Origin of the sequence: Acinetobacter sp. ANC 4779 (genome assembly GCF_004331055.1) — a bacterium.
Classification (GTDB): domain Bacteria; phylum Pseudomonadota; class Gammaproteobacteria; order Pseudomonadales; family Moraxellaceae; genus Acinetobacter.
On the sequence record NZ_SJNU01000002.1, the window covers coordinates 123,167 to 139,490 of the forward strand.

The following is a 16,324-nucleotide window of genomic DNA, read 5'->3' on the forward strand; positions in this document are numbered from 1 at the left end:
CTCGGGCATCTTTTTTTATGAGAAAGATTTCTGATGAAATTTTATATTAGCGGTTTTAAGCTTTTTTAACCTTAAAAGCCCGGACGGTAATATTTATAGGTCAGACCTTTTTCATTATAAACGTCATAACTTTTTTGCTTAAAGTCAGATACCCATTGCTGGCCATTAAACCCGGCAATATGTCCATACACATGTTTGCCTGTTCGATCGATAATATAAATATCACCTTCTTTAGGGGAATCGAATTTAGGATTAATTTGTCGATAACCAATTTTCGTTAAAGTATTGCCCCAGTCTGCCGCAGCAACAGGATGACTTTGAAATTTTGCCCCTGCTGACTCCAAAGCAAGCCGGATACTTTTGGCACACTTTTGTGAACTGCGATATGAGCTAATATCCTGCAAAAAATTGGTGAATTTATTAATATCAATCCGTTGTCCATTGCTTGCAATGATGTTGTTTTTCGGGCTGCTTTGAACGGACTTGGATGCTGTATTTTTTATAGAATTTTTACCAGATTGAGAACGAATTACGATATTAGTCTGAACAGGTGCATACATCTCATTCATGTGTACATTATAATCATAAGCCATTCTTTACAACTACTCCCAACCCTTAAACCACGGGCTTTTCACTCATTTCGACGGCGGAGATAGTAACTTGAAATATGTGACTTTTCATGTAATAAATGTAATTAAATATAAATGAATCTCTTATTCTTAAGTTAAGTGATTATTTTTTGTTAATTTTTATAATTGCATCAAGTTCATAAATTCAATCGATGCTGCATAGATAAGCAGCAAACGCCTATTTCCTTGCAAACGCTATTCATGACTTGTTGATATACAACCTGAGAAATTGAAAATCTAGAAGGTTGCATACTTTGCAATTTATCCTCGATGTGCTTTATTCAATATTCAATTCAGAAATACTGAAAGAAAAAAAATTAACCATTTTCTTTACTCTTATAATTTTTAACGCAAACATTAATCTCATGAAATCCCATATAGGTTCAACAGCTACCCTAATCATTAAAATTTATTTAATTTTCATGTGTTTAAATATAAAATTCAGGTTAATCCCGTTTCTTTATACTGAGTAAGCTGTGGTTTCATCACTGTAAAAAAAAGGCTAATATGTGCCACAAGAAATTCACAATATTATGAGAGAGACATGCGTCAGTATTTAGACCTTTTACAACACATCCTCGACAACGGTGGCGACAAGGGCGACCGTACCGGTACAGGGACGCGTTCAGTGTTCGGTCATCAAATGCGCTTTGATCTTTCCACAGGTTTCCCTTTATTGACCACCAAAAAAGTTCATTTTCGCTCCATCGTGATTGAACTTTTATGGTTTTTAAAAGGTGATACCAACGTCAAATATCTACAGGACAACAAAGTTTCAATTTGGGATGAATGGGCTACTGCAGAACAAACTGCACGTTTTGGTCGTCCTGAAGGTGAACTGGGTCCAGTCTATGGTCACCAGTGGCGTAACTTTGGTGCAAGCAAAAAAGAAAATGGTTTATATGAGCAAGATGGTTTTGACCAGATTCAATGGTTGATTTATGAAATTAAAACCAATCCAAACTCACGCCGTTTAATCGTATCTGGTTGGAACCCGAATGAAGCGGGAAATGTTGCCCTTCCACCTTGCCACACCTTGTTCCAGTTTTTTGTCCAAAACGGCAAACTGTCTTGTCAGTTGTATCAACGCAGTGCCGATGTATTTTTGGGCGTGCCGTTTAACATCGCCAGCTATGCCCTACTCACGCATATGATTGCGCAAGTCTGCGATCTGGATGTAGGGGATTTTGTCTGGACGGGTGGTGATACCCATTTATATGTCAACCATTTTGAACAAGCCAAACTGCAACTCAGTCGTGAGCCAATGCAACTTTGCCAGCTTAAATTAAATCCTGAAATTAAAGATATCTTCAATTTCAAATTTGAAGATATCGAAATTGTCGGCTATGAAGCCCATCCCGGGATTAAAGCACCTGTTGCGGTTTAATTTCTAAAATCCCCCCTTTAATTCCCGCCTTTTCTAAAGACGGGAAAGCGTATCTGAGTATAAAAAATCCAGGGAAAATTTTATGACCTTCCATAATCTAGAAGTTGTGCATGTTGTAGCGATGGATCAGCAGCGCTGCATTGGTAAAAATAATGACTTGCCTTGGCACATCTCTGCTGACCTCAAGCACTTTAAAGAAATCACTCAAGGCGGTGTTGTGGTCATGGGACGCAAGACTTTAGAGTCGATGGGACGCACCTTGCCGAAACGTGTCAACTGGGTGATTACCCGTGACACTGATTGGTCATTTGAAGGGACTAAAGTAGCCAATTCTATTGAAGATGCTTTGGCTCAAGCTGTTACTGATGTACAAGCTTCAGAAAAACCAGATGCGATCTTTGTAATTGGTGGTGGTGAAATCTTTAACCAGACTATGAATATTGCCGACCGTTTAGAATTGACCCATGTAGAGCTTGATGTTCAAGGTGATGCCTCTTATCCAGAAATTCCAGCCGGATTTAAAAAGGTTGCCTCTGAACAACATATTGACGACAAAACTGGGATTGCTTTTGAGTTCGCAACTTACCGAAAATAAAGACAATAATTACTGATAAAGTCAAATATGCATAATATTGGTAAAAGGGAATTTTTCGCTGCGCTAGGCATGACTTTACTCCACTCCATGTTCAGTCTGTTCGTTATTTTGTCCTCTATTTGGCTGTGTCTTGCCTTGTGGTTTCAGGAACCTTTTGGCTGGTTATTGACCCGCGTACTGATTGGTATCTGGATTGTGTTTGCTTTAAGCATTCTCGGCATTTACATCACCCAGCATTTCTTTAACCGCCATACGGATGTCCTGATTTATATTCTGGTTTTTCTACTGGGCTTATTTTGGTATTTCAACCTGGAAGCCAAACAAGATCGTGAATGGAATCCAGAAGTAGCCCAAGTGCTGTCATATGAAAAAAATGGAGACCAGATCACCTTGCACAATGTGCGTAATTTTAATTGGCATGCAGATGGAAGTTATGATGAACGTTGGGAGTCCCGCAAGTTTGATTTAAATCAGATTACCGGTGTAAATATCATTACCTCTTACTGGATGGGACCACAAATTGCACATACCTTGGTCAGCTTTGATTTTGCTAATGGCAAGCCATTGACCTTCTCGATTGAAGTTCGCAAACAAAAAAATGAAGAATTTTCGACTTATGGTGGTTTTTTTAGAAAATATGAACTCAGCCTGATTGCAGCAGATGAAAAGGATCTGATTTATACCCGCAGTAATGTCCGTCACGAACAGGTCTATTTCTTTCCGATCAATATGCCAAAAACAGAAAGACGTGCCTTGTTTGAAGAATATCTGCGTAAAGCTGATGAATTAAAGAATCAGCCGAAATGGTATAACAGCCTTACCAGTAACTGCACCACGCTGGTTTTTGATATGGGGCAAGCGATATCTAAAAGGCATTTGCCCACCGATTACCGTCTGTTTGCTTCAGGCTATTTACCCAATTATCTGTATGACTTAAATGCCCTTTCGCATGATTTGACGATAAAACAGTGGTATGAAGTTGCCTATATCAACCCACGGGTCAGTGGATTAAATAATATTTCCAGCACTCAATATTCAACCCTCATTCGCAAAGGTATCCCTAAACCCATACTACAAAAATCGCCATAATTTAAAATGTAAAAATATATAAAACATACATTTAGAACTAGTTAAGTGGCTGTTTTTTTGTTTATATAGACCCTAAGGTAAATCAAGAATGGGAATACCAATATGATATTAAAAAAATTATTTGCTGTTGGCATTATCGGTGCAACGATTGCTTTTAGCGGTTGTGAAACCACCCCAAGCGCATCTACTACGATTGAAACTGCAAATTTAGTACAATTGCAAAACCGTACCTGGATTGCAACCCATATTGGCAATACTGAAATTAAGACCACAGCAAGTGCACATAATATTCCAAGCTTGCAATTTGATGCTGCGAGCAAACGTGTCAGTGGTGCAGATGGTTGTAATCGTATTATGAGCAGCTATGAAGCGGGACGAGATACCTTGGTTCTTGGCCCAATGGCAGGCACCAAGATGGCATGTCTCGATAGCAACAATGTATCGCCACAATTTAATGAAGCACTGACTAAAGTGGCAAATTATCAAGTCTTTGGCAAAACCCTCAAGCTGCTTGATCGTCATGGCAATCTTCTGATCCAATTTACCAGTCCGGTTCAACCCCGTTAAAAAGCTTAAACACTAAAGCCTGAAATCTCAGGCTTTAGTGTTTAAAATGTGTAAATAAATACATTGTAGCTTCATAAAAAGCCCCTATATTAAAAACAATAAACAAATACAGGATAGAACCATGCAACAGGCATTATTTGGTGGTGGATGTTTTTGGTGTGTTGAAGCTATATTTTTACAGCTGAAAGGTGTAGTAAAAGTGGTCAGTGGTTATGCAGGTGGCCACACCGACAATCCAAGTTATGACGACATTTGCCGTGGCGACACCAACCACGCAGAAGTCATTTTAATTGATTATGATGAAACACAAATTAGCTTTGCTCAGCTGTTGGATGTGTTTTTTACTACGCATGATCCAACCACGTTAAACCGTCAAGGCAATGACGTTGGTACTCAATATCGTTCTGTGATTTATTACCTGAATGATGAACAGCAACAGCAGGCACAACAGGCCATTGATCATTTGAAGGCAGAAGGCCTGAATATTGTGACTGAGCTGAGTCCTGCACCCAAGTTCTACCCGGCTGAAGAATATCACCAGAATTTCTTTGCCCGAAATCCATCACAAGGCTACTGTAATTTCTCCATTCCACCGAAACTGATGAAATTACGCAGCAAGTTTCAAGATTTGCTTAAATCTGAATAACGCCACTTTTTCAGCAAACTTTAGACATAAAAAAAGCGACTCTCTCGGTCGCTTTTTTTATATTTTCACTTAGTTATCAGTCGCAAAAGCAATATCGCTGAGCCCGGCTTCGCTCGCACGGGACATCACTTGTGCAACAGTGTCATAACGTGATTCTTTATCTGCTTTCAGCACAATGGTCGGCTGACGCTGTTCCTGACCTGCTTCATTAAACTTTGTCTGTAACTCCTCAAGCGTGAGCACATTGCCATTCCAGGCAACTTTTCCATCTGCATTAATACTGATGGTGACATTTTTAGGAGGCAAATCAATAATATCTGCCGTGGTTTTTGGTAAGGTTAATGGAATTGATGGGTTAGCGACGGTTGCTGTCACCAAAAAGATGATCATCAATACCAACATAATATCGATCAGTGGAATGAGATTCATCTCATTCATGCCTACATCGTTGTCTTCGCCCAATTGAAAGCCCATTAAGCTTGACCTCCAACCAAATGATTAGAGGTTGCTTTAGCTTCAGTCACTGGAGCCGCGCTATCTTGTTGCAACATGGTATCAATTAACAGACTATGCGCCTTGTCTTGTAACTCATGCGATAAACCACGGTTTACCCGGGTACAAATGTTATAAGCCAATACTGCAGGAATGGCCACGGCCAAACCTAAACCGGTCATGATCAAGGCTTCACCCACAGGGGTCGCAACTTGTGCCAAACCGGCTTGACCACTTTTTCCGACTGCGACCAAGGCGTGGAAAATGCCCCAAACTGTTCCGAACAAACCCACAAATGGTGCAAGTGAAGCAATAGTACCGAGAACTGCTACACCTTTTTCCGCACTCGATTTTTCAGCAGAAATTTGGCGCAATAACGCTTGTTCTGTAACAGCTTTACGCTGTTCAAAACTGAGCGGGGCCAATTTCGCCTTTAATTTGCTTAACGCTTGAGAAAGTTGAGCATAAGCTTGTTGCTTCAGTTGGCGAGTCCCCATTAAACGTAAAACGAAGATTGTCCATGTCGTGATCGACATTGCCAATAACACGAAATACAGTGTTTTACTCACTGCATCGGCGTGTTGCCAATAAACTGAAAAGTTCATACTCGAACTCCTAAAAAATGTTAGCCGCGTGGATTCAATGTCAATTCAAATGGTTGGTCAGCACTAATTGGATAAGCTACGCCATTTTCTTTGTACGGTTTGAATTTGGAACTACGCACTGAGCGTAAAATTTTGTCATCTAAAGCAGGCACACCACTCGAACGCGAAATACGCGCTGAGGTAATCACCCCTTTTTCATTCGCTTCAATATGGACCACAATAGTTCGCGTCTGCCCTTGTAAATCATTGTTATTATAAGAAGGTTTTGGCGAACGACTCCATTGCACGCCTGAACCACCAATTGATACACTTTTTGGCGATGGCGGTGCAGCAGGTGCCGGTGGTGTTACTGGCGCTGGCGGAGCGGGTGGCGTTACCGGTGCCGGTTTCACAACTTTAGTTTCAGAAATCGTGGTAGTGACAGCCGGTTTAGGTGGGGCTTCAACCGGTTTTACTACAGATTTGGGTATGTCTGCTTTCTTAACTTGTTGAACCTTCTCTACCTTTTTCAGCGGTGGTGGAAGTTGTTTTTCTACAATTTCAACTTTTTTCACTTCTTTAGGCTTTGGCTGCTCTTTTTTCGGTTCAGCTTTTGGCTTCGGCGGCAAAGGTTTTGGCGGTTCTTGAATTTTAACAAAACGAACTTTTAAAGGCTGTTTTTCAATCGGTTTGAGTTCTGGGGTTTTCATTTCTCCCACCGCCCACAATACGCCCATATGACCGATGACAACGGCTATAAGCGCTGTGATAATTTTCTTTTTCATCGGATTGGGAGTTGGCATATTTAGAGCGGGAGAGTGACTCATTAACATCAGTTACCTAATTAAAGCGATTGCAAATCCATACAGATTTACGCAATCAAGCTCATCGGTTAGTACAATTAAAGCAATGCAATAATAAATGAGAAGTGTTTTCATTTGCAACTATTAAATCGTAAGTTTTGATGAGTTTTTTGAATTGAAAACAAAAAAGGCATGCCTAAAGCACGCCTTTTGAATGAATTATTTTAACAATTATTATTGGAAAACAACCGTTTTGTTGCCATCCACAATAATACGATCTTCAAGATGCCATCTTACCGCGCGAGCCAATACGTTTCGTTCGACGTCTTGTCCAAGTTCACGCAGTTGATCGACTGTAAAATCGTGATTTACCCGTTCTACATCTTGCTCAATAATCGGCCCCTGATCAAGATCCGCAGTCACATAATGCGCTGTAGCACCGATCAGTTTCACACCTTTTTCATAAGCTTGCTTATAAGGGTTTGCACCGACAAATGCAGGCAAGAATGAGTGGTGGATATTAATTACTTTCATTTCCCATTTTTTGACAAATTCTTCATCTAGAATTTGCATATAACGTGCAAGAACTAACAAATCATTACCTTGCATTAATTCATCAATTTTTGCATAGGCTTCACGTTTGTTTTCTTTATTGACCGGCACGACCTCAAATGGAATGCCGAAGTTCTCCACCGACTCACGTAAATCTTCATGATTGGACACTACTTTGGTTATTTCACAAGGTAAACCACCACGTGCATGACGCCACAACAACTCAAGCAAGGCATGATCGACTTTAGACACCAAAATACCGACTTTTTTAACATCGCTCACCAAAGCCAAACGCCAATTCATGGTATAGCGCTCGGCAACATTAGTCGCAAAAGTTTGAGTCAAATTTTCTTTACGGCTTTGCAAGTTGTCCAATTCAAACTCAACACGCATGAAATAACGCCCGCCCTGAGCTTGAGTTGCGTATTGATCAAGTGCGGTAATATTTGCTCCCTGATGATACAAAAAGCTCGATACAGCTTGCACGATTCCTGTTTTATCCTCGCAAGTAATCAGTAAGCGTGCTGTGTTGGCAGTGGTCATATTCATGTTGGTTTATATCACTAATCAGTTAAATTGAAAAACAAGCCGAGCATTCTAACGCTTTTTTAAGGCTTTCTAAATAGGCTAGGTCGCATCGTGATTTTTACTTGAAGACAGACTCTCAAAAAGTTCTGAAGGCCCCAGCGTTTCAAGCAAGTGTTCATAGGTTTGACGACTTTCACCACGCAAATATGCCCCTTCTAGGAATACCATTTGACGTAATGCCTGCCAGACCCATTTCTCTTCTAAAGTATTTGAGTCGGTAATATGACCCGACATATATAAGAAGTTGGTCCAGTTGGTCAACACAATCCACAAGTTAATAATCAGGGCCTCAATTTCCGAGTCCGTCATGTGCATTAACCCTGCATTCACAAAGGCTTTATAAATTTTCTGCCCTTGCTGCATCACCTGACCGGCAAAACGTGGATACATTTTCCGAAAATCATCATTATTTTCAACCAAATGATAAACATCACGATGCAAAAAGCGATAAGCCCAAAGCTGGCTGCTCAGTACTTGAAAATAACGAATCTTATCATTGGCATCAAGCAAGCGATCATCCGGCAATGCAAGCATTTCCAGAGTTTCTTTTTGATACTGCTCCATCAACTCTTTGATAATTTCGTTTTTATTCCGAAAGTGGTAATACAAATTACCCGGGCTCATATTCAATTCAGCTGCAATATGATTGGTTGTAACTGAACGCTCACCGCGCTCATTAAACAACTGTAAGCTGAGCTGTAAAATACGTTCTTTGGTTTTTACCGTTTTGGCGTGAGACATCCTAAAGTAACCATTCATTCAATAGGTTAGCTAGCTAACACATAAAGTAACTTGACTATTTAGAGCTTTTACTCTAAAAAATAAATTAATCGCTTTTATTTAATGGTAGCAGGTCATGAATAGTCAAACAAAAACAACTTCAATGACACCACATTCTTTCGATATTCCGCACTTACACGATGTGCTGGAACAGCAAAAACATGCCTATCAACGCCATCCTTTACCAACAGCAAAGGAACGTATTGATCGTTTAGCACGTTTAAAGCGTATCTTAGTTAAATATCAAGATCAATTTGCCGAAGCAATTAACCAAGACTATGGTAACCGTTCTATTAGCGAAACCAAAATCGGTGAATTACTCACCTGTCTTGAACAGATTAAATATTATAGCAAGCATTTGACCCATTGGATGAAACCTTCCAAACGCCATGTCGGAATTATTCATCAACCGGCAAAAGCCTGGGTTCAATATCAACCGCTCGGTGTGGTTGGAATTATTGCTCCCTGGAACTATCCTTTATTATTGTCGGTTGGTCCACTGATTTGTGCAATTGCTGCCGGCAACAATGCCATGATTAAGATCTCCAGCGCATCGAGCAATTTTGGCCGTGCCCTTGAAAAAGCCTTGAGTGAAGCCTTTCCGATCGAATTGGTGGCAGTCATTAATGGTGGTGGTCCAATTTCTGATGCATTTAGCCATTTAGCCTTTGATAAAATCATTTTCACTGGTTCTACAGAGGTTGGTAAAACCGTGATGGCGGCTGCATCAGAAAACTTGGTGCCGGTGATTTTAGAGTTGGGCGGGAAGTCCCCGGTTCTGGTTCACCCATCTATTGATTTACAAGATGTTGCTCAACGTCTGGCTGCCGGTAAACTTTGGAATGCAGGTCAAACCTGTGTGGCACCTGACTATATGTTCCTGCCTAAAGGTAAAACGGTCGAATTCATCGAGCAGTTTAGGGCGTATGTGGAAGAGATGTATCCAAATCTTGCCTATAATCAAGATTACACCTCAATTATTAATGACAAACAGTACAATCGTCTGCAAGGTTATTTGGAAAATGCGCGTAGTCAGGGCGCTAAAATCATCGAAATCAATCCTGAACATGAAGATTTAACTGCCGTTCGAAAAATTGCGCCGACTTTATTGACCGGTGTAACCACTGAAATGCGGATTATGAAAGAAGAAATCTTCGGGCCAATCCTGCCAATTTTAGAATACGATCAAATTGACGATGTTATTGACTTTATTAATAGCCGTCCGCGTCCACTTGCTTTATACTATTTCGACTTTGATCAGGCGCGTGCTGACTATGTCGCACAGCATACTCATTCAGGGCATTTCGGGCAAAACACGGTATTAACCCATGTTGCACAAGACGATTTACCATTTGGTGGCGTAGGTGCTTCAGGCATGGGCAAATATCATGGTCCGGAAGGGTTCTTCAGTTTGTCTCATGAACGGTCGGTGATGTCGAATCCTAAGCTCTATAGCTTAAAATTCATTCTCCCACCATTTAACAAGCCGATTCATAAATTGATTTCGAAGGCCCTTCTTCGCTAACTGATCAAGGCATGAGCTATTGTACGTGTTCATGCCGGGTTTTTATTAAATTCGCTTGTCTTTTAAGCGCATTTTTGATATAAAACGCCCCTTGAATGATTTCATCCGTTTACTTTTAATGACTAGTCGCACAATTGGTGCTGTCTAGCAATGGAGTTCACCATGTCTAAGGTTTGCCAAGTTACCGGCAAGCGTCCAGTCGTTGGCAACAACGTCTCGCACGCCAATAACAAAACCAAACGCCGGTTCGAGCCGAACCTGCATCACCACCGTTTCTGGTTAGAAACCGAAAAACGTTTCGTACGTCTTCGTTTAACCACTAAAGGTATGCGTATTATCGACAAATTGGGTATTGAAAAGGTTGTTGCTGACCTTCGTGCTCAAGGTCAAAAGATCTAAGGAGTTCGAACCATGCGTGATAAAATTCGTCTAGTTTCTTCAGCTGGTACAGGTTATTTCTATACTACCACTAAGAACAAACGTACTATGCCGGAAAAAATGGAAATCAAAAAATTTGATCCAAAAATCCGTCAACACGTAATTTTTAAAGAAGCTAAAATTAAATAATTTTGCCTTCTTAAAAAAACGACCTTCTGGGTCGTTTTTTTTTGCATTTTTTTTATCCCACTTGCTACACTTTAGCTACTTTTTTGGCATTCTTTGTGCTTTTGTATTTTTACCCTTAACTAGGCTTAAGGAGTTTTTAGTGCCTCATGACGTAGATCTCATCATATTATTAGCCGTTGGCTTTGGACTGGCGCTTGTTTTTGGCTATATTGCAGCTCGTATACGCCTTCCCCCTCTGATCGGCTATCTCGTTGCCGGAATCGTGATTAGCCCGAACACCCCCGGTGTGGTCGCAGATATTCATCTTGCCAACCAACTGGCTGAACTCGGGGTAATGTTCCTGATGTTTGGTGTTGGGATGCACTTCTCCCTCAATGATTTGATGCAAGTACGTCGAATTGCTTTACCAGGTGCTGTTTTACAAATTGCTGTCGCGACCTTACTGGGAATAGGCGTTTCCATGATCTGGGGCTGGGATTTTGGCTCAGCACTGGTGTTTGGCTTAAGCCTTTCCTGTGCCAGTACTGTGGTTTTACTTAAAGCCTTAAGTGACCGTGGTCTACTGAATTCCGTCAACGGTAAAATTGCCGTGGGTTGGCTGTTGGTTGAAGATCTTGTCATGGTCTTGGTTCTGGTTCTACTCCCAGCGACGGCAGTTTTACTGGGTGGTACACCCATTGCCGGAACAGATCCAGATGCAAACATCTGGCTCACTTTAGGTGTGACTCTGCTTAAAGTTACCGGCTTTATTGCCTTTATGTTGATTGTCGGGAAACGCTTGGTTCCCTGGATCATGCAGGTTGTAGCGCGGTTGGGTTCGCGTGAACTGTTTACCTTGACCGTTGTTGCGGCTGCAGTATCCATTGCTTTTGGTGCTTATAAAATCTTTGGTGTATCGATGGCATTGGGTGCATTCTTTGCCGGGATGGTGGTCAAAGAATCGGATTTCAGTCATCGTGCAGAAGAAGAAACCTTACCATTACGTGAAATTTTTTCGATTTTATTCTTTGTTTCTGTTGGTATGCTGTTTGACCCCCGCATTTTGATTGAACAACCTTTACATGTACTTGCGGTGGTTGGCATCATCATGATTGGCAAGACCATTGCAGCGATGGCTTTGGTGCTGTTCTTCCGTTATCCGATTAATACTGCGTTAACAGTGGGAGCCAGTCTTGCACAAATTGGCGAGTTTTCTTTTATTCTGGCGACTTTGGGCCTCTCACTCAATTTACTCTCGATAGAAGGGCAAAACCTCATTCTGGCGGGTGCGCTTATTTCAATTACCCTAAATTCATTTATATTCTCTGCTGTTGAACCGGTGCAAAACTGGATTCGTGAACGCTCGCATCTGGCGCGTTTACTGGAACGAAGCGGTGATCCTCTTTCCATGCTGCCCGATGAAGTCTCCCAAGAGTATTTACGTGATCAAGTGGTGCTGGTAGGACATGGTGAAGTCGGTCGTCGTATTACCAAAGAGTTAATGGCGCAAAATATTAAGGTGGTGATTGCCGAAGAAAACCGTGAAATCGTAGAAAGACTGCGACAAAAAGGGATTGCAGCGGTTTCCGGTCATGCCACCGAACCGAGTGTATTAATTCAAGCGCATATTCAACATGCGCGGCTCTTAGTTCTGTCACCCATGGATATTTTAGACATTCATAAAATTGTGGATATTGCCAAAACACTGAATCCGCAAATTCAAGTTTTAGTCTGCGCGGAAAGCAAGGAAGAAGCTGAAGTAATTCGTCGTGATGGTATTGGCGAAGTCTATTTTGCCAAAGAGGAAATGGCGAAGAATATGACCAATCATATTCTCAATCAAATCCAGATTGCTCATCAACAAGAACCGACGCATTAATCTTGCATCGTAAAAAAACGCACTCATGAGTGCGTTTTTTTATTATGAACAGATCAGCTCAAATACTTAGGTTGATCATCTACAATCTCTGCCTGCCATTCATTGACCTGTTTTTCCATCATGGCAAACAAAGCAGCTTGCACCATATGTTGTGCAATTTCAGGCATTTGATCACCCAATAATGACTTCACTTCATCATTAAACTGAATTTTAACCAAGGGTTCTTTTTGAGAGCCTGCATTTCGCAATGCCAACTCGCCACCTTCAAGTTGAACCAATTCTAAAATAGCTTCTTGATTACCAAATAATTCTTTCAATTGTTCAATAGACATAATTCCTCCATGTTCAACATGGTGGCAAAGGCAGTTGCACTTTGCATTACATAGACTATGTATATAAGGTCGATAGCAGAAACTTCAAGAGCAGAGAAAAAAGATTAAAACTCAACCATCTCGTTACGAAAGCCATCAATCAGCTGGGTTAAATCACGATGCCAGTCACGTAAAATTTTTGTATCCGGCAACCATGCTTGAGGCGTTTGAGTCACTTTAATAATCAGGTTAGATGAGGTTTCATTTTCTGGTTCTGGTGCACTTGGCTCGGGTGCATACTGGCACATGCGATAGGCACGTTTTAGTTCCGCAATAAAACCTTGTTTTGACAATTGCTGCATCACAGCGACTTCAGGAGAGACTTGTCCCTTTTCCGCCATGTTGTCTTCAATTGACTTGAGTGTCGGCATAAAGTCATTTAAACGATAGTAACGAACCAGTTCCTGTAGAAATGCCAAGACTGCACCATGTAAATGGAATACAGCAGCTTCACGATGTGCCTGTACCTGTTGAATATTGTCAGTTTGCTCAGCTTGTTGGCATGAAAGACGTGCAAAATACAGTTTCTGATTGGTACGGTCAGCATGGAAGCGAGCAACACGGGACATAGCGATATTCCTAAATTTTGGCGTTTGTTACATACTTAAGCTTAAACTTTATTTTGATCAATTCACAATAAAAATTATGCATGATCCATTTCAATTGAATAGATTTAGGACCTAAAAATTTCATTTTTATCCCTAAAAAAAAAGGAGCTTTCGCTCCTTTGATTATTTTTTTTCAGCTTTGCCTTCAGTTTCAGGCTTATCGTCAGCCTGTTTTACACGAATACCATGACCGTGCAAACGAAGGGTATTTAAGCCTTTAATCGCTTTGATCGCTTCACGAGCATGTGGCATTTCCACAAAGGCAAAACCTTTCGATTTACCTGTCGTTGCATCAAGCACCAACTTGCATGACTCAACTGTGCCAAAGTCTTGAAATAGTTTCAACAATTCAGCTTCTGTTACTGTACGTTCTAAACTACGAACTAAAATTTTCATCTTACAACCTTAAAATAGGCAAAATCATCAAAAAGCACTCGCCTACTCGACTTTTTGAACTTCGCAATAAAAAACAAAATAACGCAATTGCTATAGTTTAATCGAGATCAATGCCAAAATCTAAATTAATCGACTGTCGTTCTATTAAAGCACTTTTCACGGTTTGCTGGCGTGGCTTGTAATGGGTTTCGGTAATACATAAATTTCGGCTTAATTCATTGAGAAAATAACTTTCAATCTTGCGCCCCTGATCATCGACCTGATCGCGCGCCCATAAATTCAAATTCTGCTTGGTCAAAATCAGTTCATTTTTGGCACGGGTTAACGCCACATACAGAACACGGCGTTCTTCTTCAACTTCATCGAAGTTACCCTGTGCGCGGGCATGTGGATATTGCCCCGCCGAGACATTCGCCACATAACAGACTTTCTGTTCAGTTCCTTTAGCGGAATGGATGGTGATAAGTGTCACCACATCATCTTGTGACTGTCTTTGGATTTCACTGATCGACACCGGATCGAGAACGTATTCTTCCAAAAATTCACTCAGTTGATCGTGTTTCGAGGCCAATTGTTTGACCAGATCAAAATCACCCAAGCGTTTTGACCAGTCCTTTTTGGCATAGTTTTCTTCAAGCTGATCTTTTAACGCGTCGATACCCAGCGATACACAAGCCTGCACCTGATCTTTCAACACCAGCATTTGTTTCATGATCAGTAAAGTATTGTCCGGAATACGGCCAAATTTTTCTAAATTTTCAAAAATGCGATCAGTTTCCGGCTCAAGTAATAGCTGTTGAGCCAGTTTACTTGCTCCAACATCCCCCACACCATTCCATAGCGTCAGAAAGCGCATCCAGGCAATATCATCCAAAGGGTTGGCAATCACACGCAGCAAACTCAGCAGATCCTTTACATGAGCAGTCTCGAGCAATTTCATGCCACCAATAAAACGGTAAGGCACATTGGCCTGAATAAATGCCGCTTCAATATGTCGCGCGGCAAAACTTGAACGCACCAAGACCATATGTTCATGCCATGCCGAACCTTCCAGTAAATGTCGCTCTTTAATATCAATCGCTATCCATTTCGCTTCATCAAATTCATTCGGGAAAATATGCATGCGTGGTTTAATGCCCTCACCCCGATAAGCTTCTAAATGCTTGTCATATTGAATGGGGCTTTGATCGAGTAACCAGTTGGATAAATCCAGAATCTCTTGTGTGGAACGGTAATTTTTTTCCAGTTTAAAAATCTGTGCATTGGGTACACGCTCTTTAAAATGGTGAATATTTTCAAAGTCAGCACCGCGGAAACCGTAAATGGACTGCGCATCATCACCGACACAGAACAGGCTGGTTTTATCTTTCAGCGGTTCAAGCAATGCCCATTGCAAGGGATTGGTATCCTGCATTTCATCTACCAGCATGTACTGACAGATAGAAGACACGTAATCGACCAAACCTTCAGATTGTGCCAGTGCTGAAGCCACCACAGCCAAGATATCATCATAATCCAGAAAGCTGCGTGCCTGTTTACGGGCTTCGTACTCTTTCATGATTTCGGCGATCTGGTCTTTATATTCCAGAAATTCTGGCATTTGCTTTTCTAGAGCCAAGCTTAATTTTTGCCGCGTATTACGTGCAAAAGAATAGAGATCACAGAGTTCTTTTGGTTTTGGCAGTGCATTGGGATTTTTCTTGTCATCTTTACCCCGAATCAGCCGGAACATCATCAACTGATCATCGCGGTCAATAATCGAGAATTGTTCCAGACCAAAAGCTTTGGGAATTCGGCGCAATAGGAACATACAAAAGGTATGAAAAGTTGATGCACGAAGCCCTTTGGCCTGTTCACCCAGTGCGAGTTCCACACGTGAAACAATTTCACTGGCTGAACGTCGGGTAAAGGTCAGAATCTGGATTTGATTGGCCGGTACACCTTGATCAATCAGATAAGCTGCACGTGCCACAATGGTTTTGGTTTTGCCACAGCCTGCGCCTGCAAGAACCAAACTGTGCTTAGATTCGGTGGTTGCGGCTTGCTTTTGTTGAGGGTTTAATTCATCAATCAGGGCGGCTAAACTCATAATCTCTAATCTACTTGGGGATAGCGGTAGTTTAGCAGAGCTGACTATACATCTGAGATGGGTCTGATTAAAAATTGAATCTAATCCTATATATTGGTCATCCCGAAAGGCGACATGGGTATCAGCTGTTGAACTGTGCAACATTAGTATTCAATTAGTTCAACATAGGATATGTGCTTCCTTTAATCCTTGAAAAGT

The 16,324-nt window shown here is 41.2% G+C and carries 19 protein-coding genes; 9 read left to right on the forward strand and 10 right to left on the reverse strand.

What is annotated here, in order from left to right; genetic code table 11:
• Nucleotides 1-71: 71 nt before the first annotated feature.
• Entirely contained in the window at nucleotides 72-593 is a 522-nt protein-coding gene (locus E0H80_RS03510) for a CHAP domain-containing protein (protein ID WP_131363194.1), read from the reverse strand.
• A gap of 580 nt (nucleotides 594-1,173) precedes the next feature.
• Between E0H80_RS03510 and thyA the strand changes: the two genes are divergently transcribed.
• From thyA to msrA, 5 genes are all read left to right on the forward strand, one after another.
• On the forward strand, nucleotides 1,174-2,016 hold the full coding sequence (gene thyA, locus E0H80_RS03515) for a thymidylate synthase (RefSeq protein ID WP_131363196.1): 843 nt from the start codon (nucleotides 1,174-1,176) through the stop codon (nucleotides 2,014-2,016).
• 82 nt (nucleotides 2,017-2,098) lie between these two features.
• Entirely contained in the window at nucleotides 2,099-2,611 is a 513-nt protein-coding gene (locus E0H80_RS03520; protein WP_131363198.1) for a dihydrofolate reductase, read from the forward strand.
• Nucleotides 2,612-2,638: 27 nt separating this feature from the next.
• Complete coding sequence (locus E0H80_RS03525) at nucleotides 2,639-3,700, forward strand: DUF4105 domain-containing protein (RefSeq protein WP_131363207.1); 1,062 nt, start codon at nucleotides 2,639-2,641, stop codon at nucleotides 3,698-3,700.
• 105 nt (nucleotides 3,701-3,805) lie between these two features.
• A complete protein-coding gene (locus E0H80_RS03530; protein WP_131363597.1) occupies nucleotides 3,806-4,267 on the forward strand; it encodes an META domain-containing protein in 462 nt (153 codons plus the stop codon).
• A 121-nt stretch (nucleotides 4,268-4,388) separates the two neighbouring features.
• Entirely contained in the window at nucleotides 4,389-4,913 is a 525-nt protein-coding gene (gene msrA, locus E0H80_RS03535) for a peptide-methionine (S)-S-oxide reductase MsrA (protein WP_131363209.1), read from the forward strand.
• Between the two features lie 69 nt (nucleotides 4,914-4,982).
• Here msrA and E0H80_RS03540 read toward each other — a convergent pair whose 3' ends face one another.
• The 5 genes from E0H80_RS03540 to E0H80_RS03560 form a co-directional block, all read right to left on the reverse strand.
• Nucleotides 4,983-5,387 (reverse strand): ExbD/TolR family protein, encoded by a 405-nt coding sequence (locus E0H80_RS03540; protein ID WP_131363211.1) that lies wholly within the window; start codon nucleotides 5,385-5,387, stop codon nucleotides 4,983-4,985.
• Complete coding sequence (locus E0H80_RS03545) at nucleotides 5,387-6,010, reverse strand: MotA/TolQ/ExbB proton channel family protein (RefSeq protein ID WP_131363213.1); 624 nt, start codon at nucleotides 6,008-6,010, stop codon at nucleotides 5,387-5,389. The genes E0H80_RS03540 and E0H80_RS03545 overlap by 1 nt, the downstream gene beginning before the upstream one ends.
• A 20-nt stretch (nucleotides 6,011-6,030) precedes the next feature.
• On the reverse strand, nucleotides 6,031-6,816 hold the full coding sequence (locus E0H80_RS03550) for a TonB family protein (protein ID WP_131363215.1): 786 nt from the start codon (nucleotides 6,814-6,816) through the stop codon (nucleotides 6,031-6,033).
• 210 nt (nucleotides 6,817-7,026) lie between these two features.
• Nucleotides 7,027-7,893 (reverse strand): formyltetrahydrofolate deformylase, encoded by an 867-nt coding sequence (gene purU, locus E0H80_RS03555; RefSeq protein ID WP_131363217.1) that lies wholly within the window; start codon nucleotides 7,891-7,893, stop codon nucleotides 7,027-7,029.
• A 78-nt stretch (nucleotides 7,894-7,971) separates the two neighbouring features.
• Nucleotides 7,972-8,673 (reverse strand): TetR/AcrR family transcriptional regulator, encoded by a 702-nt coding sequence (locus E0H80_RS03560; RefSeq protein WP_067866356.1) that lies wholly within the window; start codon nucleotides 8,671-8,673, stop codon nucleotides 7,972-7,974.
• 115 nt (nucleotides 8,674-8,788) lie between these two features.
• On the opposite strand from E0H80_RS03560, the gene E0H80_RS03565 reads away from it, so the two are divergent.
• The 4 genes from E0H80_RS03565 to E0H80_RS03580 all read left to right on the forward strand — a co-directional run bounded on the left by E0H80_RS03565 (nucleotide 8,789) and on the right by E0H80_RS03580 (nucleotide 12,662).
• Nucleotides 8,789-10,237, forward strand: coding sequence for a coniferyl aldehyde dehydrogenase (locus tag E0H80_RS03565; protein ID WP_131363219.1), 1,449 nt, complete (start codon nucleotides 8,789-8,791; stop codon nucleotides 10,235-10,237).
• Nucleotides 10,238-10,399: 162 nt separating this feature from the next.
• Nucleotides 10,400-10,636, forward strand: coding sequence for a 50S ribosomal protein L28 (rpmB, locus tag E0H80_RS03570; protein WP_053578814.1), 237 nt, complete (start codon nucleotides 10,400-10,402; stop codon nucleotides 10,634-10,636).
• A gap of 12 nt (nucleotides 10,637-10,648) precedes the next feature.
• Nucleotides 10,649-10,804: a 50S ribosomal protein L33 gene (gene rpmG, locus E0H80_RS03575; RefSeq protein ID WP_001205031.1), complete on the forward strand. Its 156-nt coding sequence runs from the start codon at nucleotides 10,649-10,651 to the stop codon at nucleotides 10,802-10,804.
• A 139-nt stretch (nucleotides 10,805-10,943) separates the two neighbouring features.
• On the forward strand, nucleotides 10,944-12,662 hold the full coding sequence (locus tag E0H80_RS03580) for a cation:proton antiporter (protein ID WP_131363221.1): 1,719 nt from the start codon (nucleotides 10,944-10,946) through the stop codon (nucleotides 12,660-12,662).
• A gap of 53 nt (nucleotides 12,663-12,715) precedes the next feature.
• Here E0H80_RS03580 and E0H80_RS03585 read toward each other — a convergent pair whose 3' ends face one another.
• From E0H80_RS03585 to E0H80_RS03600, 4 genes are all read right to left on the reverse strand, one after another.
• A complete protein-coding gene (locus E0H80_RS03585; protein WP_067722074.1) occupies nucleotides 12,716-12,994 on the reverse strand; it encodes a hypothetical protein in 279 nt (92 codons plus the stop codon).
• Nucleotides 12,995-13,098: 104 nt separating this feature from the next.
• Entirely contained in the window at nucleotides 13,099-13,602 is a 504-nt protein-coding gene (locus E0H80_RS03590) for a DUF6586 family protein (protein WP_131363223.1), read from the reverse strand.
• Nucleotides 13,603-13,764: 162 nt separating this feature from the next.
• Complete coding sequence (locus E0H80_RS03595) at nucleotides 13,765-14,037, reverse strand: RNA recognition motif domain-containing protein (protein ID WP_067866347.1); 273 nt, start codon at nucleotides 14,035-14,037, stop codon at nucleotides 13,765-13,767.
• Nucleotides 14,038-14,134: 97 nt separating this feature from the next.
• Nucleotides 14,135-16,126, reverse strand: coding sequence for an ATP-dependent helicase (locus tag E0H80_RS03600; RefSeq protein ID WP_131363225.1), 1,992 nt, complete (start codon nucleotides 16,124-16,126; stop codon nucleotides 14,135-14,137).
• Nucleotides 16,127-16,324: the final 198 nt, after the last annotated feature.

What these genes read in the sequence shown, in the direction of transcription:
- E0H80_RS03550 (WP_131363215.1), bottom strand. Translation starts at nt 6,816, where the DNA reads ATGAGTCACTCTCCCGCTCTAAATATGCCAACTCCCAATCCGATGAAA.
- rpmB (WP_053578814.1), top strand. Translation starts at nt 10,400, where the DNA reads ATGTCTAAGGTTTGCCAAGTTACCGGCAAGCGTCCAGTCGTTGGCAAC.
- E0H80_RS03510 (WP_131363194.1), bottom strand. Translation starts at nt 593, where the DNA reads ATGGCTTATGATTATAATGTACACATGAATGAGATGTATGCACCTGTT.
- E0H80_RS03540 (WP_131363211.1), bottom strand. Translation starts at nt 5,387, where the DNA reads ATGGGCTTTCAATTGGGCGAAGACAACGATGTAGGCATGAATGAGATG.
- thyA (WP_131363196.1), top strand. Translation starts at nt 1,174, where the DNA reads ATGCGTCAGTATTTAGACCTTTTACAACACATCCTCGACAACGGTGGC.
- E0H80_RS03565 (WP_131363219.1), top strand. Translation starts at nt 8,789, where the DNA reads ATGAATAGTCAAACAAAAACAACTTCAATGACACCACATTCTTTCGAT.
- rpmG (WP_001205031.1), top strand. Translation starts at nt 10,649, where the DNA reads ATGCGTGATAAAATTCGTCTAGTTTCTTCAGCTGGTACAGGTTATTTC.
- E0H80_RS03600 (WP_131363225.1), bottom strand. Translation starts at nt 16,126, where the DNA reads ATGAGTTTAGCCGCCCTGATTGATGAATTAAACCCTCAACAAAAGCAA.
- E0H80_RS03595 (WP_067866347.1), bottom strand. Translation starts at nt 14,037, where the DNA reads ATGAAAATTTTAGTTCGTAGTTTAGAACGTACAGTAACAGAAGCTGAA.
- E0H80_RS03560 (WP_067866356.1), bottom strand. Translation starts at nt 8,673, where the DNA reads ATGTCTCACGCCAAAACGGTAAAAACCAAAGAACGTATTTTACAGCTC.
- E0H80_RS03525 (WP_131363207.1), top strand. Translation starts at nt 2,639, where the DNA reads ATGCATAATATTGGTAAAAGGGAATTTTTCGCTGCGCTAGGCATGACT.
- purU (WP_131363217.1), bottom strand. Translation starts at nt 7,893, where the DNA reads ATGAATATGACCACTGCCAACACAGCACGCTTACTGATTACTTGCGAG.
- E0H80_RS03545 (WP_131363213.1), bottom strand. Translation starts at nt 6,010, where the DNA reads ATGAACTTTTCAGTTTATTGGCAACACGCCGATGCAGTGAGTAAAACA.
- E0H80_RS03590 (WP_131363223.1), bottom strand. Translation starts at nt 13,602, where the DNA reads ATGTCCCGTGTTGCTCGCTTCCATGCTGACCGTACCAATCAGAAACTG.
- msrA (WP_131363209.1), top strand. Translation starts at nt 4,389, where the DNA reads ATGCAACAGGCATTATTTGGTGGTGGATGTTTTTGGTGTGTTGAAGCT.
- E0H80_RS03520 (WP_131363198.1), top strand. Translation starts at nt 2,099, where the DNA reads ATGACCTTCCATAATCTAGAAGTTGTGCATGTTGTAGCGATGGATCAG.
- E0H80_RS03585 (WP_067722074.1), bottom strand. Translation starts at nt 12,994, where the DNA reads ATGTCTATTGAACAATTGAAAGAATTATTTGGTAATCAAGAAGCTATT.